General features: G+C 64.0%; 17 protein-coding genes, 1 tRNA gene, 1 pseudogene and 2 riboswitches. Of the genes and pseudogenes, 13 read left to right on the top strand and 6 right to left on the bottom strand.

The window, feature by feature from the left end; all coding sequences use genetic code 11:
* The first annotated feature begins 136 nt into the window (after positions 1-136).
* Together HYH08_RS36215 and HYH08_RS36210 are read left to right on the top strand one after the other, a co-directional pair.
* A tRNA-Leu gene (locus tag HYH08_RS36215) sits at positions 137-225 on the top strand.
* A gap of 248 nt (positions 226-473) precedes the next feature.
* A complete protein-coding gene (locus HYH08_RS36210) occupies positions 474-1,979 on the top strand; it encodes a hypothetical protein (protein WP_220014599.1) in 1,506 nt (501 codons plus the stop codon).
* A gap of 2 nt (positions 1,980-1,981) precedes the next feature.
* On the opposite strand, the gene HYH08_RS36205 is transcribed toward HYH08_RS36210, so the two are convergent.
* From HYH08_RS36205 to HYH08_RS36195, 3 genes and pseudogenes are all read right to left on the bottom strand, one after another.
* The gene (locus HYH08_RS36205) at positions 1,982-3,211 is read right to left on the bottom strand and encodes a glycosyltransferase 87 family protein (RefSeq protein WP_228748305.1); all 1,230 of its coding nucleotides are present in this window, start codon (positions 3,209-3,211) and stop codon (positions 1,982-1,984) included.
* Between the two features lie 58 nt (positions 3,212-3,269).
* The gene (locus tag HYH08_RS36200) at positions 3,270-4,565 is read right to left on the bottom strand and encodes a hypothetical protein (protein ID WP_220014597.1); all 1,296 of its coding nucleotides are present in this window, start codon (positions 4,563-4,565) and stop codon (positions 3,270-3,272) included.
* A 250-nt stretch (positions 4,566-4,815) separates the two neighbouring features.
* Positions 4,816-5,235 (bottom strand): annotated as a pseudogene (locus HYH08_RS36195) (enoyl-CoA hydratase-related protein); the annotation flags it as partial.
* 169 nt (positions 5,236-5,404) lie between these two features.
* Between HYH08_RS36195 and HYH08_RS36190 the strand changes: the two are divergent.
* The 3 genes from HYH08_RS36190 (at position 5,405) to HYH08_RS36180 (ending at position 8,081) form a co-directional block, all read left to right on the top strand.
* Positions 5,405-6,313, top strand: a complete 909-nt coding sequence (locus tag HYH08_RS36190) for a hypothetical protein (RefSeq protein WP_220014596.1) — start codon at positions 5,405-5,407, stop codon at positions 6,311-6,313.
* Between the two features lie 319 nt (positions 6,314-6,632).
* A complete protein-coding gene (locus tag HYH08_RS36185) occupies positions 6,633-7,886 on the top strand; it encodes a multidrug effflux MFS transporter (protein ID WP_220014595.1) in 1,254 nt (417 codons plus the stop codon).
* 54 nt (positions 7,887-7,940) lie between these two features.
* Positions 7,941-8,081, top strand: a complete 141-nt coding sequence (locus tag HYH08_RS36180) for a hypothetical protein (protein ID WP_220014594.1) — start codon at positions 7,941-7,943, stop codon at positions 8,079-8,081.
* Positions 8,082-8,090: 9 nt separating this feature from the next.
* On the opposite strand, the gene HYH08_RS36175 is transcribed toward HYH08_RS36180, so the two are convergent.
* The 3 genes from HYH08_RS36175 to HYH08_RS36165 all read right to left on the bottom strand — a co-directional run bounded on the left by HYH08_RS36175 (position 8,091) and on the right by HYH08_RS36165 (position 13,260).
* Positions 8,091-9,686 (bottom strand): glycosyltransferase family 39 protein, encoded by a 1,596-nt coding sequence (locus HYH08_RS36175; protein WP_220014611.1) that lies wholly within the window; start codon positions 9,684-9,686, stop codon positions 8,091-8,093.
* 236 nt (positions 9,687-9,922) lie between these two features.
* Complete coding sequence (locus HYH08_RS36170; protein ID WP_220014593.1) at positions 9,923-11,536, bottom strand: ABC transporter substrate-binding protein; 1,614 nt, start codon at positions 11,534-11,536, stop codon at positions 9,923-9,925.
* A gap of 113 nt (positions 11,537-11,649) precedes the next feature.
* The gene (locus HYH08_RS36165) at positions 11,650-13,260 is read right to left on the bottom strand and encodes an ABC transporter substrate-binding protein (protein ID WP_220014592.1); all 1,611 of its coding nucleotides are present in this window, start codon (positions 13,258-13,260) and stop codon (positions 11,650-11,652) included.
* 268 nt (positions 13,261-13,528) lie between these two features.
* Here HYH08_RS36165 and HYH08_RS36160 point away from each other — a divergent pair, with 268 nt between their 5' ends.
* From HYH08_RS36160 to HYH08_RS36125, 8 genes are all read left to right on the top strand, one after another.
* A complete protein-coding gene (locus HYH08_RS36160; protein ID WP_220014591.1) occupies positions 13,529-14,659 on the top strand; it encodes a M20/M25/M40 family metallo-hydrolase in 1,131 nt (376 codons plus the stop codon).
* A 95-nt stretch (positions 14,660-14,754) separates the two neighbouring features.
* Positions 14,755-14,858: riboswitch (glycine riboswitch) on the top strand.
* Between the two features lie 3 nt (positions 14,859-14,861).
* Positions 14,862-14,975, top strand: a riboswitch (glycine riboswitch).
* Positions 14,976-15,043: 68 nt separating this feature from the next.
* The gene (locus HYH08_RS36155; protein WP_220014590.1) at positions 15,044-16,345 is read left to right on the top strand and encodes a D-amino acid dehydrogenase; all 1,302 of its coding nucleotides are present in this window, start codon (positions 15,044-15,046) and stop codon (positions 16,343-16,345) included.
* Positions 16,346-16,526: 181 nt separating this feature from the next.
* Positions 16,527-17,468: an ABC transporter permease gene (locus tag HYH08_RS36150; RefSeq protein WP_220014589.1), complete on the top strand. Its 942-nt coding sequence runs from the start codon at positions 16,527-16,529 to the stop codon at positions 17,466-17,468.
* 16 nt (positions 17,469-17,484) lie between these two features.
* The gene (locus HYH08_RS36145; RefSeq protein ID WP_220014588.1) at positions 17,485-18,372 is read left to right on the top strand and encodes an ABC transporter permease; all 888 of its coding nucleotides are present in this window, start codon (positions 17,485-17,487) and stop codon (positions 18,370-18,372) included.
* Positions 18,372-20,039, top strand: a complete 1,668-nt coding sequence (locus tag HYH08_RS36140) for an ABC transporter ATP-binding protein (protein WP_220014587.1) — start codon at positions 18,372-18,374, stop codon at positions 20,037-20,039. Before HYH08_RS36145 ends, HYH08_RS36140 begins: the two co-directional genes overlap by 1 nt.
* 253 nt (positions 20,040-20,292) lie before the next feature.
* A complete protein-coding gene (locus tag HYH08_RS36135) occupies positions 20,293-21,798 on the top strand; it encodes a M81 family metallopeptidase (protein WP_220014586.1) in 1,506 nt (501 codons plus the stop codon).
* Between the two features lie 13 nt (positions 21,799-21,811).
* Positions 21,812-22,975 carry a M20 aminoacylase family protein gene (locus HYH08_RS36130; protein ID WP_220014585.1) on the top strand — a complete coding sequence of 388 codons (1,164 nt, stop codon included), beginning with the start codon at positions 21,812-21,814 and terminating at the stop codon, positions 22,973-22,975.
* Between the two features lie 2 nt (positions 22,976-22,977).
* Positions 22,978-24,396, top strand: coding sequence for an amidase (locus HYH08_RS36125; RefSeq protein ID WP_220014584.1), 1,419 nt, complete (start codon positions 22,978-22,980; stop codon positions 24,394-24,396).
* The last annotated feature ends 98 nt before the right edge of the window (positions 24,397-24,494 follow it).

The raw sequence follows: 24,494 nt of genomic DNA, 5'->3' as shown, positions 1-24,494 counted from the left end.
AGCAGCAACAGATGTCCGGATTGAGGCTTTGCCTTGTGCGGCCGGCTCGCTTAAGGAAGAACGACCCACCCGGCCCGCGAAGCGCCAATTCCAGACGGCCGGGGTGCGGTTTAAGTGTTTGATCTCGTTGGATCAAGCGGGCATGGCGGAATTGGTAGACGCAAGGGACTTAAAATCCCTCGGTGCGCAAGCGCTGTGCCGGTTCGACCCCGGCTGCCCGCACCAATGGAGTTGACGGCACCCGGTATCGCAGCGGGATGCGGGTGCAGGTTCGTTGCCTGCTACGCGCATTGCTCGCGCAATCATTCGTTTACCAACACGCCGCCCCACTTGAGGAACCCTCACGTAGCGCCCAACCTTTACTCCACCTTAGATCGTCCTCCCCTAAAGCAACCGAGGTCCAGCGCCCCTCGCCGCTGACCGCTGGCAAACGCGGACCCCGGACCGACCTTGCTTCGATGGTGAGAGCTCTCATGGACGCGCGCGAGAATTGGTCCCGTTCCGGGATTGGCGGGGCGCCCGCGGCGTTCGGACGCCTCGTGCACGGGCGCGAGGTCTACCTGTTCCTGATCGCGTTCCTGTCCGTGTTCTATCTGTCGAACGGGCCGATCCAGCTCAGCCATTACGATCTCGGCTGGCACATCGCCGCCGGCGATCTGATCCGGGAGCGCGGCGGGGTTCCTTATCAGGACCCGTGGGCGTTCACGCTCGGCGACAAGCGCTGGTACAATCTGTCGTGGCTCTGGGACGTGATCGCCAGCGTGCTGTATCAGCACACAGGCTTTGCCGGGATCGTCCTGCTGGTCGTCGCCTGCGGCGCGATCATCGTCGGATATCTGACGTTCGCGGCCTTGCGCAGCGGCGCGTCGGCCGCGGCGGTCGGCATCACCGTGTTCGCCACCTGTCTGCTGTACCCTTGCTACGAGGCGGCGCCCAACACGTATCTGGCGGCTTCACCCAACATCGCGACCATGCTGTTCGCTGTCGTCTTCTACGGCGAATGCCTGCGGCGGCGCCGATGGTTTTTGCTGCCCGTGATGATGGTACTGTGGGTCAATCTGCATGGCGGCTTCGTGCTCGCCTTCCCGATCATCGGAATCTTCGCCGGGGTCGCCCTGCTCCGCCGCGACTGGACGAGCTTCACGAAGTATTGCCTTGCGGGCATCGGATGCTTCGCCGCGATCTTCGTCAATCCGCTGGGCTGGCACATCTATGACGGCGTGATGGCGACGATGGGCCATTTCATCCAGGCCAATATCGGCGAATGGAAGCCTTATTTCCACAACATGGAGCTGCCGGGCAGCATCCCCGGCATGACCTATGCGCTGGCGTTCGTTGCGCTCGAGCTGCGATATCGTAACTCAAGGCCCATTCCATTGCAGCCGCGCCTGCTCGCATGGCTGTTCCTGGCGCTCGGCCTCTACCAGTTCAGATACGCCGCGTTCTTCTTCATCTTCTCGACGGTCCCGATGGCGCTGCACATCGACCGCCTGTTGCCCGAACGCCTGTCGCGGCCCGATATCCGGCGCGCGATGATGGCGGCCGGTCTCGTCGGCGTGCTGGTGCTGCCGCTCGCCTTCATCCATGTGCGGCCGGCGCTGGCGCTGCCGGAGATGCTGTCGGAGGAGGACGCCGGTTACCTGCTGGCGCATTCCACGCATTCGCGCGTGCTGAACCACTGGAATTCCGGCGGCCTCCTGATCTTCCGGACGCATGGAGCGGTGCCGATGTTCGTCGACGGACGGGCGGCGACCGCCTATCCGGACGAGCTGCTGCGCGATTATCTCAAGCTGGTGCGCTGGGAGATCGATGAGGCCGCCTGGGACAATGTCATCGGCAAATACAAGGTCGACGCGGTGCTCTGGATCAGAGGGCACGAACAGCTGAGGCACTTCCTCGTCAGCCAACGCGGCTGGAAAGAGGACTATACCGGCACCTATATGAGCCTCTACACCGCGCCGCAGGCAGCCGCGAAATAGGGTCAAGTCGGCTGCGATGCAGCCTCGCCCGAGGGCTCGCGCGGCAGCAGCAGCCAGAAGCAGATCAGCGCGATCGCAAGCTGGCCGAAGCCGCCCAGGAATGCGCCGCCCAGGATCGACGCCAGCGCCGGAATGGCGACCGCAATCGCGAGCACCGCCGCCATCGTCGCCGCCGGCAGATTGACCACGAGAACGGCGGCGTAGAGCGCCAGCTCGAAGAAGGCGTATTCCTTCAGCCGGGGCGCGCAGAGATAGAGCGCGTACATCGCGAGCACGGTGATGCGCATCGCGGCCTCGGGATAATGGATCAGCCAGTCGTCGAACGCCTGAAGCAGCGAGACCTTGGCGGCCGGGCGCTCCGCGCCGATCATGCGCCATACGGAGATCGCGAGCGGCGCCAGCACGAGCGCAATGGCGATGAGACCGTAGAGCACGGCGACGACCGGCTTGCTTGCAGCGAGCCCGAAATGATCGGCGAGCATCAGCGACAGGAACAGCAGCGACGGATTGACCTCGTTCCCGGGGTAATGCTGGTCGGGAATCTGACCGGAGAGCGCGGCGAGCCAGCTCTTGAACAGGTCCGGATAGATCATCAGCGAGCCCAGGATCGGCAGCGCGAACATGCTTGACGCCACCGCGAGCAGGATCAGCTTGCGGGCCCTCGGCAGCGGCAGGAGATAGAGTGCGGCAAGGACCGGGAAGAACACCAGCTTGAACGAGGTGACGAGACCGAGCAGTGCGGCACCCGCGAGCTGCGGCGTGACGCTCGCCGACTGCGCGGGGCGCAGCAGCAAAGCGAGCGATGCGGCCGTCAACAACCCGCTCAGGATCGCGAAATTGCCGGTCGCGATGATCCAGTCGAAGCCGAGGAAGCCGCCGAGCGCGAACACGAGGCGCAGCGCGACATCCTGCCAGTCGCGGCGCGCCGTGCCCGGAACCGGCAGCAGCAGCGCGCAGATCACCGCCAGGACCAGAAAGATCGGCTTGTAATGCGCGACGAGAAAGCCGCCGGCGCAGAGCGGCCGAAAGGCGTCGAGGGTGACGGGAAGATAGGGATAGGACAGCTTGGTGTCCTTCAGGTTCTTGACGTAATAGGGATCGAGCCCGGCGACGTGGGCCTCCACCGCAGCGCAGTTCACCCGCGCATCCCAGCCGAAGGTCTCGTCGGCGCAGAGATCGATGGCGACGGCCGTTGCGACCAAAATGGCGACGGCGAGGATGAAGCGGGTCAACCACGTCTTCCCTGACGCCTCCGCAGCAAGCGAGCTTTGTTGTCCGGCATCTGCGGAGCTAGCGAGACTTGTCATGAATGGACGCCTTCAGCTTGTTACGTCCGGACCTGGCGCGAAAATCGAGCAGCAGGATCCAGAAGCATGTCAGTGAAACGATGAGGAGAGTGAAGGTGCCTTCGATCGCATGCCCCGTCATCGAGATCACCGCGGGCGCGAGCAGCGCGACGGCGAGAAAGGCGGCGAGCGCAAGGACAGGAAGATCGACCACGAGAATAGCAGCGTAGAGCGCAAGCTCGAAGAAGGCATATTCCTTCAGGCGCGGCGAAGAGAGATAGAGGGCAAACATGGCCAGCACCGTGACGCGCATAGCCGTGCGGGGGTGATCGATCAACCAGCGATCGAGCCGCGCCAGCAGCGAGCCCCCTGCCCGGGCCGGTTCGCTCCCGACAGCCCGCAGCACGGACAGGGCGAACGGCACCAGCAAGAGCGCGAGGACTGCGAGCGCATCGATCGCGAACATGAGCGGCTTGCTGTCACCAAGGCCCATATGCTCCATGAAGCTCCGCGCCAGCAGCAACAGCGAGGGGTTGGTCTCGACGAGGTCGACGGTGTGCTGGCCCGGAATTCGTCCTGAAATCGCAAGCTGCCAGCTGGAGAACAGATCGGGATAGAACAGCCGCGAGATCAGGATCGGCAATGCGAAGCTGAATGCCGCCGCGGCGATCAGTGTCAGTTTTCGCGCGCGCGGCAGCGGAAGGAAATAGAGCGCCGCCAGCACGGGACAGAACACCAGCTTGAACGAGGTCACGAGGCCGAGCAGCGCAGCACCGACGACGCGCAGGGAAAAGCTCTCGTCGTCCCATGCGTCAGGTGTCGGCGGACGAAGCAGGAGATTGAGCGCGATTGCAGTCGCGATCCCGTTCAGGATCGCGAAATTCCCGGAGGCAGCGACCCATTCGAAACCCACGAACGCGCCGACCGCGCAGAGCACCTTAAGCCCGACATCGCGCGCGCTCGCGCGTGACCTGGCGAGGCCGGGCAACATCAGGCCGCAGAGCACGGCGAGGACGAGGTAGATGCCTCTGTAATGATCGACGACAAAGCTGCCCGCGCAGACGGGACGAAAGACATCCAGCGTCACCGGCAGATAGGGATAGGAGAGCCTCGTACCCTTCAAATTCCGAACGAAGTAGGGATCGAGCCCGTCGGCATGCGCCTCGACCGCCGCGCAATTGACGCGGATGTCCCAGCCGTATTTCACGTCGAGCGTGGCGTCGGTAACCAGATTGGCGAGCACCAGCAACGCGGTCAGCGCGATCAGGCCGGCAAGCCAAATGTTGCCCCTCACGGCCATACCGCCCGAGGGTCCCAACCATCGTGCTGTACCGGTGACGTCGGACACCGCAAAATACCTTGTTGCCCTGGTTGCCGTTCCGGGTTGTCGGCATCCCGCGCTGCGCAGCGCCGGGTCGGGCCACCATGGACAGGATGGGTTGCGGATTCATCTCCCTGGCGCAGTTCCCGCAATCTTATGGTGAACAGCTGGTTGCCGGCGGGTCACCACGGCGGAAAACCCCGCCGTCGTGCCCCCCAGGACAACGCGCCTAGCGCGGCGCGCGGGCGGCCAGCCAGGCATCGAGCGCCTCGCGCGTATCCGGCGTCGCGGCCATGCGCGCGAACTGCTCGCTCTCGATGGCGAGGCCCTCCGCGATCGAGACGTTGAGGCCTCGCGTGGCCGCCGCAATGACGCGCGCGACCGCGAGCTGCGAATGCCGCGTGATACGATCGGCCATGGCAAAGGCTGCGTCGAGGAGCTGCGTGTGCGGCACGATGCGGTTGACCAGGCCCATATCGAGGGCTCGCTGGGGTGAAAAGGTATCGCCGGTCAGCAGGTACTCCAGCGCGCGCTTGCGGCCGGCGAGCCGCGGCAGGTGCTGCGTGCCGCCGAAGATCGGGGTGATGCCGATGGCGATCTCGGGTTTTGCGAAACTCGCCTGCTCGCTCGCGATCGCCAGATGCACGGCAACAGCCCAAAGTAGAAATTGCGTGTAAATCTTCCTCGACATGATATGATGAACAACGGCCGTTATCCTATAACTGGCGCTACAGAACGGGCTCGCGCGACCAAAGCAGCACAAACAATAGGCGCGATCGCAAAATATTCCAGTTTCGTATTTTCCGGAGAAAGATTTTATGCCGTTATCCGATTATCATGTCATCGAGGCAATCAAGAAGACGAATTCGGAAGATATTGAAAAAAGAGTCTACGACAAAATCAAAGGCGACTTGCTCAAACTGAAATTTGCGGGCGGCATCGGAGCAATCGTCATTCTGTTGTTTGGTCTGTTTCATCAAGCTGTATTCAAACTAGTCGTTGAGCAAGGCAGTGACGGACTTAAGAAGGAGATCAAGACCACCGTCGATCAGGACCTCAAGAGACTCGATGAACTTCGCATGAAGATAACCGCAATGACTGAGATCACGCACAGAGATATGGACACTATCTTGGTCAGCGTCGCGAAACATCACAGCGATGTAGTAGCGATCGAGGATCGTTGGAAGAACAAGGTCGACGACACAAACAATTTGGTAGATCTACTAACAAAAAGGGCGATTGAATTCGCAGAGAGAACTAAAGTTCTCGACGAGAGAATAAAGACGGCTCAATCAACAGCCGAAACTTTGGAAAGCAGCTATAAACCGGTCATTGAAGCACTGACCAGGAACCAAGATGAAATATTCAAGAATCAGAAGGCGGCGACGACACAGCTAAAGACTTCAATTTTGCCCGTTCCACCGATCGAAACATCAAAGAAGGGCATCGTCTATTTTCAGTTCGCTGGCTACACCAAGGATGACGTAGAGGAAGTTCGAAAACGGATCAGTGACGCCAAATGGATTGTTCCTGGCACCGAAAACGTTCAAAAAAATAGCTCAACCGAGATTCGCTACAATCCCGCGGACGAAGCGAAAGCCACAGCCCTCAAAGCTGATGTAAAAGATGCTTTGCGGAAGCTTGGAATAACTGACTTACCGCTGAGCAAAGAGCCGTTGGTGAAGCCCGGCATACTTGAGCTGTGGATTGCCAAAATCACGGGCTAGCCGTGTATTCCATCGGCTTGTCTCCCAACCGTTGTTTCGGGGCTGCTTGGGACTGCGGGTTAGTTTCGTCTACTTCATCGAAGTAGATTCGGGCTGTCTCACCATACCATCGACGCGGCGTTGCTGATGCAACGCCCCCTTGCGCACAGCTCCAGCTCGACGGCCGGGCAATTGGCCTCCGCCCAGTCGAGGCCGCCCAGAAGACCGGCCGCGCTTAAGCTGCAATTAACCGTCTCCGCCTGCCAGCCATCCCGAAACATGGGTTGTGCGACGCAGCATGGGCGATAGATAAAGCCTCTCAATGTCAGAGGTGAGCTGCTTGTCCGACGTCAATGCCGACGATTGGGTGTCCTCGGGACACCGCCCCATGGGTTTTCCCGAATTCGTCATCGTGATCGCGTCCATCATGGCGCTAAATCCGCTTGCGATGGACATGATGCTGCCGGCGCTGCCCAATATCGGGGCGGCCTTCAAGATTCCCGTCGCCAACCATCTCCAGCTGGTGCTGTCGACCTTCCTGATCGGCTTCGGTGCCGGCCAGTTCATCATGGGGCCGCTGTCGGACCGATTCGGCCGGCGTCCCGTGCTGCTCGGCGGCATGACCGTCTACGCAGTCGCGAGCGTGCTGGCGATTGCCGCGCCATCGTTCGAGACGCTGCTGCTGGCACGCGCGCTCCAGGGCTTCGGCACCTCGGCGACGCGCGTGATCGCCACCTCGATCGTGCGCGACTGCTATGTCGGCCGCCGCATGGCGAGCGTGATGTCGCTGGCGATGATGATCTTCATCGCCGTCCCCGTGGTCGCGCCCTCGTTCGGACAGGCGGTGCTGCTGGTGACGACGCAGTGGCGCGGGATCTTCGTCGTGCTGATGCTCTACGGCCTGCTCGCGCTGGCGTGGTCCGTGCTGCGGCTGCCGGAGACCCTGCCCGAGAGCGAGCGCAGGTCGCTTGCGCCGCGTGACGTCCTCTCGGGCTACTGGCAGACCGTGACCCATCGCCAGACCATCGGCTACGCCCTGGCCGCCGGCGCCGTGATGGGCGCACTGTTCGCCTACGTGTTCCTGGCCCAGCAGGTTTTTGTCGGCATCTATCACCTCGGCCATTACTTCCCGCTTGCCTTCGCCGCGATCGCGGCCGGCACCGCCGTTGCCGGATTCCTCAACGCCAGATTCGTCGGGACGCTCGGCATGCGCGTGATCTCGCACGGTGCGCTGACACTCTACGCGGTGGTGGCGGGCGTGATGCTGCTGACGGAGAGCCTCGGCATGCTGCCGCTTCCCCTGTTCATGGTGCTCTCGGCGCTGATGATGTTCTCGTTCGGGATGATGGTGGCGAACTTCACCGCGCTCGCCATGGAGCCGCTGGGCCACATCGCCGGCACCGCCTCCTCGCTCTACGGCTCGATCACGACGCTGATCGGCATCGTGGTCGGCATGGCGATCGGCCAGAGCTTCGACGGCACGCTACTGCCGTTCTCGGTCGGCTTCTTCGCATCGACGCTCGCGGCGCTCGCGATCGTGCTGGTGGTGGAAAAGGGACGGCTGTTCAAGCCGCATCATCGCCCGATCGCGTGAGGAACTTCCCAGGGGCCGCGATGTTGTATTGCAGCAATTCGAGAGGTCGCTGCCATGGAACTGGAACTCCGCGAAGACCACCGTGCCCCGGAGCCGACGGACCCGAAGCGTCCCGAGCCGGATGCGGATCAGGCCACGTTCACCCCGCCTTTTGCGAGCGAAGGCCTCGAGCGCGTGCGCGACAGCCATTGCTGAGGACTGGTGCTACTCTGTCGGCCTTTTGCTGGCGCTGAAATCCTCGGCTTCGCTCTCCGGCGTCGCATCTCGTCCGCCCGGCGGCACGATCAGGACGATCACATCTCGCCTCAAGCCGGGCTGGCCCCATAGCTTTGCCTGCACGGTGAACTCGCGCTTGACGAAATGCTCGGCGCGCGAGGACACCCATTCCATCCAACGGCTGCAATAGTCCTGGCCGCGGAAACACAGCGCGGCCCAGCCGCGCTCGAGCGTCGTCTTGCGCGGCAGGCCCCAAGTGTATTGGTATTCGAACGGCCGCGCATAATTCGGGTGATCCGGGCTGTAGAACGCCGTCGCGAACGCCAGCGAGTCATCGCCGCTCACGGCGGTGAGCGGCTCGTTCGTCAACTCGTGCCACTGGCGCGTCAATTCGATAGCCGCCTGCGCGTAGAAATTCCGGCCCTCTTCATAGCCATGCTTGTTGCGATAGACGGCATGGATCGGCGCGACCACCACGACGGCCGCGAGCGCGACGACGGCCACGATGACCGTGACGTTGACGGTGTGGAAGCGCTCGAGCGGATATCGTGTGCCGCAGACGATGAGAATCGCGAACAGGAACAGCCCCTGCAACGCCCACAGCGAGGGCAGATCGGTTCCCATCACCAGCGACGTCAGGACCGGCAGCACGATCGTGCCGATCGCAACATAGAACAGAAGCCGCAAGCCCGGATTCATGGCGGCGAAGTCGGCCGGAAAATGCCTGAGCCGCGTGCCGGCGATGAGCACCCAGAGCACGGCCGACACGCTCATCGCCGCTGCCAGCCCCAGCAGAAAATTCTTCACCTCCCCGAGCGAGCTCGCGGCGTTGCCGTTGGCGTGCGCCAGCGCATAGGTGAAGGCCGATGCCCCCGTCGTCGCCAGCCACCAGACATGCGGCGACAGCACCGCGAGCCCTGAGACGGTCGAGATCCAGGGCGACGCGGAGGTGAAATAGGCCCGCCGCGCCGGATGCGCCAGCGCGGCAAGAACAAAGCTCGTGACCAGGAAGATCGAGTAATACTTGCCGACCATCGCCAACGCGGTCGCGCATCCCGCCGCAACCGCCCACGACGCACGGCGCGTCTCGAACGCGCGCAGGAAGCACCAGGTTGCAAGCGGCCAGGTCGCCAGCAGCACCGCATTGGCGTTGAAGCGCTGGGCATGGAATTGATAGGCCGGCGTCAGCATCAACAGCAGCAGCACCAGGACGCGCTTGTGCCCGGTCACGAACTGACGCGAGATCAGATCGACGAAGAACAGCGCGAGCCCGGCATTGACCATCGCCATCAGCTGGAGCGACCAGTCGCTCAGCGGAAACAGCGAGGTCCAGCTCGCGGCGACCCAACCCATCAGCGGCGGATGCTTGTGATAGCCGAAGGCGAATGTCCGTCCCAGCGTCCAGGCCTCGAGGGTATCGGGATGCAGGCCGGCGCCAGCATAGGCGATGATCAGATACAGCGTCCAGATCGCAACGAAGCAGACAATGAGAAGCGGCACCGCCCAGCCCGCCTCGATGCCGTCGAGCCAGCGCAGAAACGGACGGCGCCATCGCGCCGGGGCGCGATCGGACCGCTCGGCCATCGCCTGAAGTGCAAAATCGAAAGCCACGGGAATCAAAGGGAGAAAGGGAAACTGATGCGCGAAGACAAACCATCTATTTCAGATTGGAAATAAATAGCAATGATTGGAAGCTGGAAGAGTTAAAAGCTCCCCGACATTCGCTGAAGCAGAGACGCAAAAGACAACGGCGCCGCTGATGACTACCGCGCCGTGTGGTGATGGGGTGCGGAACGCACCCTTCGCTTGTTCAGACCGACCTACTCGGTCTTGTCGATATTCCAGAACACCGGGGTCGCCGGGCCGTCGAGCACACCGGTCAGCGACTTGCGCCAGGCGCTGGGCACCTGATACTGGCCGAGCGGCATGTACAGCACCTGATCGTAGGCTTCCTTCTGGATCTCGGTCGCGATCTTCTTCTGCTCGTCGAGCGAGATTGCGTGAACGAAATCGTCCTTGAGCTTCTCGATCCTGGCGTCCTCCGGCCAGCCGAACCAACCGCCCTTCTTGCCCTGCCCGCCGACGGCGACGTTGGAGATCGGGTTCGACGCGTCGGCGCTGACCCAGTTGGTGATGAACATGTTCCAGCCGCCCTCCTTCGGGGGCTTCATGCTGGCGCGCCGGCTCACCACGGTCTGCCAGTCGGTGGCCTGCAGGTCGACCTTGAAGCCGGCGTCGCGCAGCTGCTGGGCCACCACGATCGGCTGCGCCTTCAGCGTCAGCACGTCGCCCGGCGCCATCAGCACGACGGGCGTGCCGTCGTAACCGGATTCGGCGAGCGCCTTCCTGGCCGCAGCGATGTCGCCGCCCTTCGCTAGCGTCTCGCCGCCGACCTCCGTCGCGAACGGGGTGTCGCAGATGAAGGCCGCCGCGCAGGTCTTGTAGTATTTGGGATTGCCGATCATCGCATCGAGCACGTCCTTCTGCTTCATCGCCAGGAAGGCCGCGCGGCGGACCTTGACGTTGTCGAAGGGCGGATGAAGGAAGTTCATCCGTGCGCCGGTCTGGAATCCGAACTTGTTCAGGATCTCGACCTTGAGCTCCTTGTCGGCTTCGATGGCGGGCAACATCTCGATGGCGGGATTTTCCATGAAGTCGACATCGCCCGACTGCAGCGCGTTCAACGCCGTCTGCGCGTCCGGCATGGTGATCCATTCGACACGGTCGACCTTCACCACCTTGCCGCCGGCGGTCCAGCTCGCCGGCTCCTTGCGCGGCACGTAGTCGGTGTTCTTGACGTAGATCGACTTCACCCCGGGCTGGAACTCAGCCTGCACGAACTTGAACGGGCCGGAGCCGATCTGCTCGGGGATCTGCTTTTCCACCGGCGTCTCGGCGAGACGCTTCGGCATCATGAAGGGCACACGCGAGGACGGCTTGCCGATCGAGTCCAGCACGAGCGCGTAGGGCTCCTTCAGCTTCAACGTGATGGTCCTGGGGTCGGTCGCTTCGAGGCTCGCGGTGAACAGCATCATCTGCTGCCCCATGCCGTCGACGGCGGCCCAGCGCTTCAGGGAGGCAACGCAATCTTCCGCGGTGACGGGCGTGCCGTCATGCCATTTCAGGCCGTCGCGCAGCGTGAAGGTGTAGGTCAGCTTGTCGTCTGAGATTGTCCAGTCCGCCATCTGCGGCTGGACCTTGAAGTTCGAATCCGTCGCAAGGAGCGTGTCGTAGACCATGTAGCCATGGTCACGCGAGATATAGGCGCTGGTGAAGATCGGATCGAGGACGCGCAGATCGGAATGCATCACCGCGGTGATGGTCTTGCCGGCGGCGAGAACCGGCGAGGCCGGAGCGGAAAAGACCAGGGGCGAAAGCACCAGGATCGAAAGCGCAAATCTGGAGGCGAACGCACGACGCACGAATGGGAACATCGAAGCTCTCCTGCTGAAGGTCGCCTGCCAAAACCCTGTTGCGGGCGGCGCCGCTGACGACAGCGGCGCCGCGAGATGATCGAGACGAAAGGCGCGGGACGCGCGCCCTTCCGTCACTCCGACTTGTCGACGTTCCAGAACAGCGGCGTTGCGGGGCCGTCGAGCACGCCGGTCAGCGATTTGCGCCAGCCGCTCGGCAGCAGATACTGCCCCAGCGGAATGTAGAGCACCTGATCGTAGGCTTCCTTCTGGATCTCGGTCGCGATCTTCTTCTGCTCGTCGAGCGAGGCAGCGCGGACGAAGTCGTCCTTGAGCTTCTCGATCTTGGCGTCTTCCGCCCAGCCGAACCAGCCGCCCTTCTTCCCCTGCCCGCCGATCGACAGGTTGGCGATCGGGTTGGAGACGTCGGCCGCGACCCAGTTGGTGAAGAACATGTTCCAGCCGCCCTCCTTCGGCGGCTTCTGGCTGGCTCTACGGCTCACCACCGTCTGCCAATCGGTCGCCTGCAGGTCGACCTTGAAGCCGGCTTCGCGCAGCAACTGGGCCGAAACGATCGGCTGAGCCTTGAGCGTGGTGACGTCGCCGGGCGCCATGATCGCAATCGGCGTACCGTCATAGCCGGACTCGGCGAGCGCCTTCTTGGCTTCCGCCATGCCACCGCCCTTCACCAGGGTCTCGGCGCCGACTTCGGTCGCGAATGGCGTGTCGCAGACGAAGAACGCGCCGCAGATCTTCTGATATTTCGCGTTGCCGACCAGCGCGTCGAGCACGTCCTTCTGATTCAGCGCCAGGAAGGCGGCACGGCGCACCTTCGGGTTGTCGAACGGCGGATAAAGGAAGTTCATCCGGCCGAGCGTCTGGTAGCCGAACTTGTTCAGGACCTCGATCGTGAGATCCTTGTTCGCTTCCAGCAGCGGTAGCATGTCGTACGGCAGGTTCTCCATGAAGTCGATGTCGCCCGACTGCAGCGCGTTCACCGCGGTCTGCGAGTCCGGCATGGTGATCCATTCGACGCGATCGACCTTCACCACCTTGCCGCCCGAGGTCCAGTTCGCCGGCTCCTTGCGCGGCACGTAGTCGGTGTTCTTGACGTAGACCGCCTTCACGCCGGGCTGGAATTCGCCCTGCACGAACTTGAAAGGACCGGAGCCGATCTGCTCCGGGATCTGCTTGTCCGGCGGCGTTTCGGCGAGGCGCTTCGGCATCATGAAGGCGACGCGCGACGACGGCTTGCCGATGGAGTCGAGCACGAGGCCGTAGGGCTCCTTCAGCTTCAACGTGATGGTCTTGGCGTCGGTCGCCTCGAGGCTCGCGGTGAAGTCCATGAGCTTCTGGCCCATGCCGTCGACCGCGGCCCAGCGCTTCAGCGAGGCGACGCAGTCCTCCGCCGTCACCGGCGTGCCGTCATGCCACTTCAGGCCGTCACGCAGCGTGAAGGTGTAGGTGAGCTTGTCGTCGGAAATCTTCCAGTCCGCCATCTGCGGCTGGATCTTGAAGTTCGAATCGGGAGCAAGCAGCGTGTCGTAGACCATGTAGCCATGGTCACGGGTGATGTAGGCCGTGGTGAAGATCGGATCGATGATGCGCAGATCCGAATGCATCACTGCCGTGATGGTCTTGCCGGCCGCGAGCACGGGCGAAGCCAGTGCGGTCGAAAGCGCGACGACCGACAGCGCAAGTTTGGAGGCGAACGCGCGACGCCCCCGGCGCATTAAGCTCAACATTAAAGTTTCTCCTGACGTGAAACTGGTCAAAGGCGGGTTATTGGTTGAGCATCCGGTTCGTTCTTTAGGCGACCTAAGCTCATGCAATGCCTTTATCTTTTCGAGACTTGCAGACAGTCTTGAGCGCGTCAATCCGGTTTCGGTGCAGCCCATGGCATCGCGCGCACGGGCTCCACAAAGATCGGTTTGGCTCTACAACGCTCTCCGCTCGTCCTGTCCGCGCCAATGCAATGCGCGTTCCACCTTTCGCAGCTTGAGAGACATTGAGATGAATCCAGCCAACCTTCCCTTCGATTCCGAGGCCATGCTTGAAGGCCTGCGCACCTGGGTGGAATGCGAAAGCCCGACCTGGGACGCGGGTGCCGTGGACCGCATGCTCGATATCGCAGCGCGGGACATGGCGATCATGGGTGCGACCATCGAGCGCATCGCCGGTCGCCAGGGCTTTGGCGGCGTCATCCGCGCGCGTTTCCCGCATCCGAAGCAAGGCGAGCCGGGCATCCTGATCGCCGGGCACATGGATACCGTCCACCCGGTCGGCACCATCGAGAAGTTGAAGTGGCGCCGCGAAGGCAACCGTTGCTACGGCCCCGGCATCTACGACATGAAGGGCGGCAATTACCTCTCGCTGGAGGCGATCCGGCAGCTGGCGCGCGCGTCCTTCACGACGCCGCTGCCGATCACCATCCTGTTCACGCCGGACGAGGAAGTCGGCACGCCCTCGACGCGCGACATCATCGAGGCGGAAGCGGCGCGCAACAAATACGTGCTGGTGCCCGAGCCCGGCCGCGCCGACAACGGCGTCACCACCGGACGCTACGCGATCGCGCGCTTCAATCTCGAAGCGACGGGCCGGCCGAGCCATGCCGGCGCAACGCTGTCGGCGGGACGCTCGGCGATCCGCGAGATGGCGCGGCAGATTCTTGCGATCGACGCGATGACGACGGAGGACTGCACCTTCTCGGTCGGCGTCGTGCATGGCGGCCAATGGGTCAATTGCGTTGCCACCACTGCCACCGGCGAGGCGCTGTCGATGGCCAAGCGCCAGGCCGATCTCGACCGCGGCGTCGAGCGGATGCTGGCGCTGTCGGGCACGGCGAACGACGTGACTTTCAAGGTGACGCGCGGCGTGACACGGCCGGTGTGGGAGCCGGATGCCGGCACCATGGCGCTGTATGAGAAGGCGCGCGGCATCGCCAAATCTCTCGGCGCGGAATTACCGCACGCGAGCTCCGGCGGCGGATCCGACGGCAACTTTACCGGCGCGATGGGCATTCCGACTCTCGACGGCCTCGGCGTGCGCGGCGGCAACGGCCACACGCTCGAGGAGTTCATCGAGGTCGAGAGCCTGGTCGAGCGCGGCCGGCTGATGGCGGGACTGCTGGCGACGCTGGACTAATTTGAATCAATTTCGCACTGCACAATACGTCGGCAGAAGCGGTCGAAATTTAGCCTTGTCTAAAAATGAGGCGCATCGTACTGCTCGCTGGTCCACGCGACGATGCGGGAGAGATCGCAACGAGGGTTTTGGCCCTCTTTGCGGCGCCGACGGAGCAACCGCCCCGGAAACTCTCAGGCAAAAGGACTGTATCGTCAGGACGATCTGGAGAGAGACGGCACGAGCTGAAGGTCGTGACGTCCACCGAAGGGGATAGTCCGAAGGCTGACCTCCCGAGGTCCGCAGCGGATCAAGCTCTCAGGTAACCGTGACAGATGGGGCGCCGCCAACGGCCATGTGGCCGGCGGTCAGCCGTCTCTAACTCACGGGAGCCCCGAAAGTCTCATGACCCATATCGCCATCATCGGCGCCGGCATCACCGGCGTGACGACTGCCTATGCCCTACTCGAACGCGGCTTCGAAGTGACGGTGCTCGACAAGCACCGCTACGCCGCGATGGAGACTTCCTTCGCCAATGGCGGACAACTCTCCGCCAGCAATGCCGAGGTGTGGAACTCGACCGCGACGATCCTCAAAGGCCTGCGCTGGATGTTCCGGCGCGATGCGCCGCTCCTGATGAACCCGCGGCCGAACTGGCACAAATATTCGTGGATGAGCGAGTTCGTCGCCAATATCGGCAATTACCGCGCCAACACAGTCGAGACGACGCGCCTTGCGATCGAAGCCCGCAAATATCTGTTCGAGATCGCGGAGCGCGAAGGCATCGACTTCGATCTCGAACGCCGCGGCATCCTCCACATCTATCACGACAAGAAGGGTTTTGACTCCGGCCTGCGCGTCAACGCGCTGTTGCAGGAGGGCGGTCTCGATCGCCGTCCGGTGACGCCGGACGAGATCCGCAGCATCGAGCCGACACTGCGCAAGGATTATTACGGCGGCTTCTATACGCCCTCGGATGCGACCGGCGATATCCACAAGTTCACGCGCGGGCTGGCGGAGGCCTGCAAGCGCCGCGGCGCAACCTTCATCCACGACGCCAACATCGATTCCATCGCGCAGGCCAGCGGCGGCTTCGTGCTTGGCTGGACGGATCTTGCCGCCAGCGATGCCGCAGCGTCCGCGCGCGGCACGCTGAAGGCGGATGGCGTCGTCGTCTGCGCCGGCGTTGCCAGCCGCCACTTTGCGGCGATGCTCGGCGAGCGCGTCAATGTCTATCCGGTGAAGGGCTATTCGATCACCGTGCAGCTCGACACGGACGCGAGCCGCAACGCGACGCCGACCGTCAGCCTGCTCGACGAGGCCGCCAAGATCGTCACCAGCCGGCTCGGCGCGGATCGCTTTCGTGTTGCCGGCACCGCCGAGTTCAACGACTTCAACCGCGACATCCGCGCCGACCGCGTGCAGCCGCTGGTCGACTGGGTGCGCAGCAATTTTCCTTCCGTCGAAACCTCGCGCGTCATTCCGTGGGCCGGACTGCGTCCGATGATGCCGAACATGATGCCGGTGGTGCGCGCAGGCCGGATGCCGGGCGTGTTCTTCAACACCGGTCACGGCCATCTCGGCTGGACCCTGTCGGCCGCAACCGCTCAGATGATTGCGGGAACCGTCGACGGCTGGCGCGGGCTCAACGCGCCGCCGACAGCACCTTCACTCAGGGTTGAGCGCGAGTACCGACATGCATCCTGAGTGGCCGATGCCAACGCCGGGCGGCCCCTTGCGACTGCCCCGGCCTTGGCACACTATTTGCCCCGAAAAGCCGGCATCTCCGGCCGGCTTTCCCTGCCCGAATGACAGGCGCGCATGATAGACACGATCGAATCCACGGGCGCCTTGCGGCGCCACATAGTCCGCAGCCGGAGATAGGTGCATGCTAGGTTATCTCATTCGACGCGTTCTGGCCGCGGTGCCCGTGATGGGCGTCGTCGCGCTGTTCGTGTTCCTGCTGCTGCGGCTGACGCCGGGCGATCCCGCCGCGATCCTCGCCGGCGACAACGCGACGCCGGAACGGCTGGAGCGCATCCGCGAGTCGCTCGGCCTCAACGAGCCCCTGATCGTGCAGTTCATCACGTGGGTGAACAAGCTGCTGCACGGCGATCTCGGGACGTCGCTGATCTCCAACCTGCCGGTCATCAAGATGATCGGCCAGCGCGTCGAGCCCTCGATCTCGATCGCGCTGTGCACCATCATCCTCGCCGTCATCGTCGCGGTGCCGCTCGGCGTCATCGCGGCATGGAAGCACGGCACCTGGATCGACCGCTTCGTGATGGGCCTCTCCGTGCTCGGCTTCTCGGTGCCGGTGTTCGTGGTCGGCTACATCCTGATCGAGATTTTCGCGATCGATTTGCGCTGGGTGCCGGTGCAGGGCTTCCGCAGCATCTTCAACGGCTTTGGCCCGTTCTTCGAGCGCATCATCCTGCCGACCTGCGCGCTCTCCTTCATCTATATCGCGCTGATCGCGCGCATGACGCGCGCGGCCATGCTCGACGTGCTGGGCGAAGACTACGTCCGAACCGCGCGTGCGAAGGGCATCAACGAGGTCGCGGTGATGATGCGGCACGCACTGCGCAACGCCGCCGTGCCCGTGATCACCGTGATCGGCACCGGCTTTGCGCTGCTGATCTCCGGCGTCGTCGTCACCGAGAGCGTGTTCAACATCCCCGGCATCGGCCGCCTCACCGTGGATGCGGTGCTTGCGCGCGACTATCCGGTGATCCAGGCGATGATCCTTTTGACCTCGCTGATCTATGTCGTCGTCAATCTCCTGATCGACGTCGCCTACACGCTGCTCGATCCCCGCATCAGGTACTGAGGCAAGGATAACAAGAATGTCGGTCGATAGCCTCCCCCAGTCCTCGATTCCGATCACGTCGCCGCTGCGGCCGCGTTTCGGCTTCCTCACTTCGACGCCGATCATCGCGGCGGCCACGATCCTGCTCACGCTGATCGTGCTGATCTCGCTGCTGGCGCCGCTGATCGCGCCGCATGATCCGGTCCAGCTCGCGCCCTCGCAGCGGCTCAAGCCGGCGTCGGCGCAATTTCTGCTCGGCACCGATGCCTACGGCCGCGACCTGCTGTCGCGCGTCATCTATGGCGGCCGCATCTCGCTGCTGGTCGGCATCGGCTCGGCGATCCTCTCGATCGCCATCGGGCTCGCAATCGGCCTCGTCTCCGGTTTCTTCAAGCTGGTCGACTCGGTCCTGATGCGTGTCATGGACGGCCTGATGGCCATGCCGAGCATCCTGCTCGCGATCGCCGTGGTGTCCTTGTCCGGCGCCAGCATCTGGACCGTGATGGTGGCGATCACCATCCCAGAAATCCCGCGCGTGGCGCGGCTGGTACGCTCCGTCGTGCTGTCCGCGCGCGAGGAGCCCTATGTGGAAGCTGCGATCTCGGTCGGCTCGTCCCTCCCCAAGATCATGTGGCGGCACCTGATGCCGAACACGATCGCGCCGCTGATCGTCCAGGGCACCTATGTCTGCGCCTCCGCGATCCTCACCGAGGCCATCCTCTCCTTCCTCGGCGCCGGCATCTCGCCGGAGACGCCGACCTGGGGCAACATCATGGCCGAAGGCCGCCAGTATTTTCAGCTCAAGCCGACGCTGATCTTCTGGCCGGGCCTCTTGCTCTCGATCGCCATCCTCAGCATCAACCTGATCGGCGACGCCGCCCGCGACGCTCTCGATCCGCGCATGAAGCAGCGGGAGGGCAAGTGATGAGCGATCAAATGACGGCCAAGAACATCGTCCTCGACATCAACAACCTCGTCGTCGGCGTCGGCAAGAAGCCGGGCGGCTCGAAAATCATCGACGGCATCTCGATCCAGGTGCGCGAAGGCGAGACGCTGTGTCTCGTCGGCGAAAGCGGCTCGGGCAAGTCGGTGACCTCGCTCACCACGATGGGCCTGCTGCCGAAGGGGACGCTGGTGCCGTCAGGCGGCAGCGTCAAACTGGTCGGCGAGGAAATCCTCACCGCGACCGACCGCCGCCTGCGCCAGCTGCGCGCAACCAAGATGGCGATGATCTTTCAGGAGCCGATGACCGCGCTCAATCCGGTCGTGCATGTCGGCCGCCAGATCGACGAGGTGCTGCGCGCCCATACCAATCTCGACGCAAGAGCACGCAAGAAGCGCATCCTCGACATGATGGAGCAGGTCCGCCTGCCCCAGGTCGAGCGCATCTTCGCGTCCTACCCGCACCGTCTCTCCGGCGGTCAGCGCCAGCGCATCATGATCGCGATGGCGCTGGTGCTGGAGCCGAAGCTCTTGATCGCGGATGAACCGACCACCGCGCTCGACGTCACCACGCAGAAGCAGATCCTGACCCTGATCCGCGACCTCCAGCGCGATCACGGCACCGCCGTGCTGTTCATCACCCATGACATGGGCGTGGTCGCGGAGATCGCCGACCGCGTCGCCGTGATGCGCCAGGGCCGTCTGGTCGAGACCGGTCCGCTCGAGACGGTGCTGCGCAATCCAACCATGGAGTACACGCGCAACCTGCTCGCGTCGGTCCCGAGCCTGGTGCCGCGGCCCGCGCGCGAGGAGACCCGCGAGCCGGTGGTGCTGGAAGCCAACGACCTCAGCAAGGTCTACAAGGAGCGCGCGTTTTTCGGCAAAGGCCGCGAGGTCGTTGCCGCCGACAAGGTCACGCTGACCTTGCGCAAGGGCCGCACGCTCGGCATCGTCGGCGAGAGCGGCTCGGGCAAATCCACGGTGGCGCGCTGCATCGTGCGCCTGATCGATCCGACCTCGGGCGGGGTCCGCCTCGCCGGCCGCGAGATCTCCGATCTCTCGCGCCGCCTGCTGCAGCCGCACCGGCAGAAGATCCAGATCGTGTTCCAGGATCCCTACCGCTCGCTCAACCCGCGCATCACCGTCGGCGAGAGCATCGCCGAAGGCCCGATCAATTATGGCAAATCCCACACCGACGCGATGAAGCGCGCCCGCGAATTGCTCGAGCTGGTCGGCCTGCCCGCCGACGCCGTGTCGCGCTATCCGCACCAGTTCTCCGGCGGCCAGCGCCAGCGCATTGCCATTGCGCGTGCGCTCGCCCTCGATCCTGACGTGCTGGTCGCCGACGAAGCGGTCTCCGCGCTCGACGTCTCCGTGCAGGCGCAGGTGCTGGAGCTGCTCGACGAGATCCAGAAGCGGCTCGGCATCGCCATCCTGTTCATTACCCACGATCTGCGCGTCGCCGCGCAAATCTGCGACGAGGTCGTGGTGATGCAGCACGGCCGCGTCGTCGAACAGGGCCCGGCCGCCGAAGTGCTCACGCATCCAAAGGAGGCCTACACCAAGGCACTGCTGGATGCCGCTCCCGGCCGCAACTGGGATTTTGCCAACTTCCGCCCGGTGTCGGAAGGCGTGGCGGCCAGCGCGTAGTCTCTCCGCTCGTCATTCCGGGGCATCGCGAAGCGATGAGCCCGGAATCCATCTGGCCGCGGACTCTGTCGCACAATGGATTCCGGGTTCGCGCCCAAGCGGGCGCGCCCCGGAATGACGACGGAGGATGGATCGCATCCACACCATTCCCAAAACAGCTTGACCCTATGCATGGCGCGATTGCTTCCCACCTTGCTCTCCTCGCAAGGCCAAGGCTAACGTCCCAGCCTCTTTGCGCACCGGACCAGAATTGATGACACGTATCGCCGTCGGCGGCTTCCTGCACGAGACCAACACCTTCGCTCCTACCAAGGCAACATTCGCCGACTTCCAGCATGGCGGCGGCTGGCCGGCGATGACGCAAGGCGCCGACGTGCTCAAGGTGATGCGGCGCATCAATGTCGGCCTTGCCGGTTTCGTCGACAGCGCCGAGGCCAATGGCTGGGAGCTGGTTCCGACCATCGCCTGCGGCGCGAGCCCCTCCGCGCATGTCACGGAAGACGCCTTCGAGCGTATCGTGAAGGTGATGGTGGACGGCATCGCCAATGCCGGCCCGCTCGACGCGGTCTATCTCGACCTGCACGGCGCGATGGTGACCGAGCATCTCGACGACGGCGAAGGCGAGATTCTGGCGCGCGTACGCCGCGTCATCGGCAAGGATGTTCCGCTGGTGGCGAGCCTCGACCTGCACGCCAACGTCACGCCCGCGATGATGGAGCACGCGGACGCGCTGATCGCCTACCGCACCTATCCGCATGTCGACATGGCCGAGACCGGTCGCGCCTGCGCAAGACATCTCGCCTTGCTCCTGAAGACGAAGCAGCGCTTCGCAAAATCGTTCCGGCAATTGCCGTTCCTGATCGCGATCAGCTGGCAGTGCACCAACGACTTCCCCACCAAGGGCATCTACCAACAGCTCGCCGCGCTGGAGAGCGATGCGGTTCCGACGCTCTCCTTCGCGCCCGGCTTCCCCGCCGCCGATTTCCGCGATTGCGGCCCGAGCGTGTTCGCCTATGGCAAGACGCAAGCGGATGCCGATCGTGCTGCCGATGCCATCGTCAAACTGATCGAAAGCCACGAGGACGATTTCGACGGCAAGATCTGGACGCCCGACGAGGGCGTACGCCACGCCATGGAACTTGCGAAGAACGCCAGCAAGCCTGTTATCATCGCCGACACCCAGGACAATCCCGGCGCCGGCGGCGATTCCGACACCACGGGCATGCTGCGAGCCCTGGTCCGCAACAAGGCGAGCGCCGCGACCGGCGCGATCTACGATCCGGAGTCTGCAAAGGCCGCACATGCAGCCGGCGTCGGCGCGACCGTGACGCTGTCGCTCGGCGGCAAGTCCGGCATTCCCGGCGACGAGCCCTATACCGAGACCTTCGTCGTCGAAAAGCTTTCCGACGGCCGCTTCATCGCGCCCGGCCCCTATTTTGGCGGCCGCGAGATGGAGATGGGCCCTTCCGCAGCCTTGCGCATCGGCGACGTTCGGATCGTCGTCTCCTCGCACAAGGCGCAACTCGCCGACCAGGCGATGTACCGCTATGTCGGCATCGAGCCGACGCAGGAGAAGATCCTGGTCAACAAGAGCTCGGTGCATTTCCGCGCCGATTTCGAGCCGATCGCCGAAAAGCTGATGATCTGCGCGGCGCCCGGCGCGATGCCCGCGGATACCGCATCGCTGCCCTGGACGCGCCTGCGCCCCGGCATCCGCATCAAGCCGAACGGCCCCGCTTTCACGCCCTCCTCACGCTAACCGGACAGGACATATGCCCACCATCGACCGTATCGACGGCTATGCCGACGAACTCACCGCCATCCGCCGCGACCTCCACGCCCATCCCGAGATCGGCTTCGAGGAAGTGCGCACCTCCGGCATCGTCGCCGACAAGCTGAAGAGCTGGGGCATCGAGGTGCATCGCGGCATCGGCGGCACCGGCGTGATCGGCGTCATCAAAGGCAAGGGCTCGGGCGGCAAGCGCATTGGACTTCGCGCCGACATGGACGCGCTGCCGATGGAAGAGAACACCAACCTGAAATGGAGCTCGAAAATCCCCGGCCGCTTCCACGGCTGCGGCCATGACGGCCACACCACCATGTTGCTCGGCACCGCGCGCTACCTCGCCGAGACCCGGAATTTCGACGGCACCGTGCACCTGATCTTCCAGCCGGCCGAAGAAGGCCTCGGCGGCGCCCGCGCCATGATCAAGGACGGGTTGTTCGAGAAGTTTCCGTGCGACGAGCTCTACGGCCTGCACAACGCGCCTGATCTGAACCACGGCGAGATCGCAATCCTGCCCGGCCCGGCCATGGCCAGCGCCGACTTCTTCGACCTCCGCATCACCGGCTACGGTGCGCATGGCGCGATGCCCGAGCGTTCCAAGGACGCGGTGATCATCGCGACCACGCTGGCGCAGGCGATCCAGACCATCGTCAGCCGCAACGTCGAGCCTTTGCAGGCCGCCGTCATCTCGATCACGCAGATCCACGCCGGCTCGGCCTACAACGTCATCCCCGGCGACGCGCATCTGTGCGGCACCATCCGCACCTTCTCCAAGGAAGTCCGCACCCTGATCGCCGAGCGCATCCGCACCATTTGCGCCGGTATCGCAAGCGCCTACAGTTGCGTGATCGACGTCGATATCCGGGACACCTTCGACGTGCTGGTCAACCAGGTCGAGCAGTCCAAGGTGGTCGAGGAGGTCGCGCGCACGATCGTCGATCCCGCCAACGTGATCACCCGCGCCCAGCCCAAAATGGGCAGCGAGGATTTCGCCGACATGCTGCAAACCATCCCCGGCGCCTATTTCTGGGTCGGTCACGACGGCTCGGTGCCCGTGCACAATCCCGGCTTCGTGCTCGACGACAAGATCCTGCCGATCGGCGCCAGCATGTTCGCGCGCATCATCGAAACCCGCATGCCGGTGGGCTAGCGATGAAGAAGAGCGTCGACGATGCCGTGACCTCGCTGCACGATCTCTCCGCGGTCGATCTGATCGCGGGCTATCGTGCCAAGCAGTTCTCGCCGAGCGAGGTGCTGGAGGACGTGCTCGCGCATGTCGCCGCGTGGGAGCCGCATCTGAAGGCGCTCTATGCCTTCGACCCCGACAGCGCGCGCGAGGCCGCAAAGGCCTCGACGGCGCGCTGGAACGGCGGTGAACCATCAGGCGCGCTCGACGGCGTCCCTGTCACGGTGAAGGACAACATCGCGACCAAGGGCGTGCCGGTGCCGCTCGGCGCGGCCAGCGTCAAGCTCGTGCCGGCCGAGAAGGACGCACCGCCCGCCGCGCGGCTGCGCGAGGCCGGCGCGGTGATCTTCGCCAAGACCACCATGCCCGATTACGGCATGCTCTCGTCCGGGCTCTCCTCTTTCCACGCGCTGGCGCGCAATCCGTGGGATCTCTCCAAGAATCCCGGCGGCTCCAGCGCGGGCGCAGGCGCAGCCGCGGCGGCCGGCTATGGCCCGCTGCATCTCGGCACCGATATCGGCGGCTCGGTGCGCCTGCCCGCCGCCTGGTGTGGCCTCGTCGGACTGAAGCCGAGCTTCGGCCGCGTGCCGATCGACCCTGCCTATGTCGGCCGCGTCGCCGGCCCGATGACCCGCACGGTCGACGATTGCGCGCTGATGATGAGCGTGATCGCCAAACCCGACCGGCGCGATGGCATGAGCCTGCCCGCCGAGCCGCTCAACTGGAAGGGGCTTGAAAAATCTCCGCGCAAACTGCGCATCGGCCTGATGCTCGATGCCGGCGTCGGCCTGCCGGCAGAAAGGGCTGTCCGTGACGTTGCGGTGAAGGCCGCAAAGGCGTTCGAATCCGCCGGCAGCGTCATCACCGAAGTCGACGGCATCCTCACCCGTGAGATGCTCGACGGCCTCGACAATTTCTGGCGGGCGCGGATGTGGGACGATCTGTCCAAACTGACGCCGGCCGAACAGGCCAAGGTGCTGCCCTACATCTTCAAATGGGGAGCGTCCGGCGCCAAGCTCTCGGGTGTCGACGTGATCCGCGGCTTCAACCAGACCATGGCAATCCGCGCGGCTGCGTCAAAACTGTTCTGCGAGCTCGACTATGTGATCTCGCCGACCGCTCCGAACGTGAACTATCCGGCGGACTGGGCCTCGCCCACCAACGACCCGATGCGGCCGTTCGAGCACATCGCCTATACCGTACCGTGGAATATGTCGGAGAACCCGGCGGTCTCCCTCAACGGCGGCTTCGACGACAGCGGCTTTCCCATCGGCGTGCAGATCGTCGGCCGCCGCTTCGACGATATCGGCGTGCTCGGCATGGCCAAGGCGTTCGAGGGCTTGCGCGGTCCGCAGAAGCCCTGGCCCAAGCCGCCCGCCAAGTAAACACACTCCCGTCATTCCGGGTTGCGCCCTCTTGGCGCAAGCCCGGAATCCATTCATCCGCACAATTAATGCGGAGGAATGGATTCCGGGCTCGCGCT

It is taken from the genome of Bradyrhizobium sp. BR 10289, assembly GCF_019455385.1.
In the GTDB taxonomy this organism is placed as follows: domain Bacteria; phylum Pseudomonadota; class Alphaproteobacteria; order Rhizobiales; family Xanthobacteraceae; genus Bradyrhizobium.
This window is presented reverse-complemented; position numbering and strand designations above follow the sequence as displayed.

What these genes read in the sequence shown, in the direction of transcription:
- HYH08_RS36210 (WP_220014599.1), top strand. Translation starts at nt 474, where the DNA reads ATGGACGCGCGCGAGAATTGGTCCCGTTCCGGGATTGGCGGGGCGCCC.
- HYH08_RS36200 (WP_220014597.1), bottom strand. Translation starts at nt 4,565, where the DNA reads ATGGCCGTGAGGGGCAACATTTGGCTTGCCGGCCTGATCGCGCTGACC.
- HYH08_RS36190 (WP_220014596.1), top strand. Translation starts at nt 5,405, where the DNA reads ATGCCGTTATCCGATTATCATGTCATCGAGGCAATCAAGAAGACGAAT.
- HYH08_RS36180 (WP_220014594.1), top strand. Translation starts at nt 7,941, where the DNA reads ATGGAACTGGAACTCCGCGAAGACCACCGTGCCCCGGAGCCGACGGAC.
- HYH08_RS36175 (WP_220014611.1), bottom strand. Translation starts at nt 9,686, where the DNA reads ATGGCCGAGCGGTCCGATCGCGCCCCGGCGCGATGGCGCCGTCCGTTT.
- HYH08_RS36170 (WP_220014593.1), bottom strand. Translation starts at nt 11,536, where the DNA reads ATGTTCCCATTCGTGCGTCGTGCGTTCGCCTCCAGATTTGCGCTTTCG.
- HYH08_RS36165 (WP_220014592.1), bottom strand. Translation starts at nt 13,260, where the DNA reads ATGTTGAGCTTAATGCGCCGGGGGCGTCGCGCGTTCGCCTCCAAACTT.
- HYH08_RS36160 (WP_220014591.1), top strand. Translation starts at nt 13,529, where the DNA reads ATGAATCCAGCCAACCTTCCCTTCGATTCCGAGGCCATGCTTGAAGGC.
- HYH08_RS36155 (WP_220014590.1), top strand. Translation starts at nt 15,044, where the DNA reads ATGACCCATATCGCCATCATCGGCGCCGGCATCACCGGCGTGACGACT.
- HYH08_RS36150 (WP_220014589.1), top strand. Translation starts at nt 16,527, where the DNA reads ATGCTAGGTTATCTCATTCGACGCGTTCTGGCCGCGGTGCCCGTGATG.
- HYH08_RS36145 (WP_220014588.1), top strand. Translation starts at nt 17,485, where the DNA reads ATGTCGGTCGATAGCCTCCCCCAGTCCTCGATTCCGATCACGTCGCCG.
- HYH08_RS36140 (WP_220014587.1), top strand. Translation starts at nt 18,372, where the DNA reads ATGAGCGATCAAATGACGGCCAAGAACATCGTCCTCGACATCAACAAC.
- HYH08_RS36135 (WP_220014586.1), top strand. Translation starts at nt 20,293, where the DNA reads ATGACACGTATCGCCGTCGGCGGCTTCCTGCACGAGACCAACACCTTC.
- HYH08_RS36130 (WP_220014585.1), top strand. Translation starts at nt 21,812, where the DNA reads ATGCCCACCATCGACCGTATCGACGGCTATGCCGACGAACTCACCGCC.
- HYH08_RS36125 (WP_220014584.1), top strand. Translation starts at nt 22,978, where the DNA reads ATGAAGAAGAGCGTCGACGATGCCGTGACCTCGCTGCACGATCTCTCC.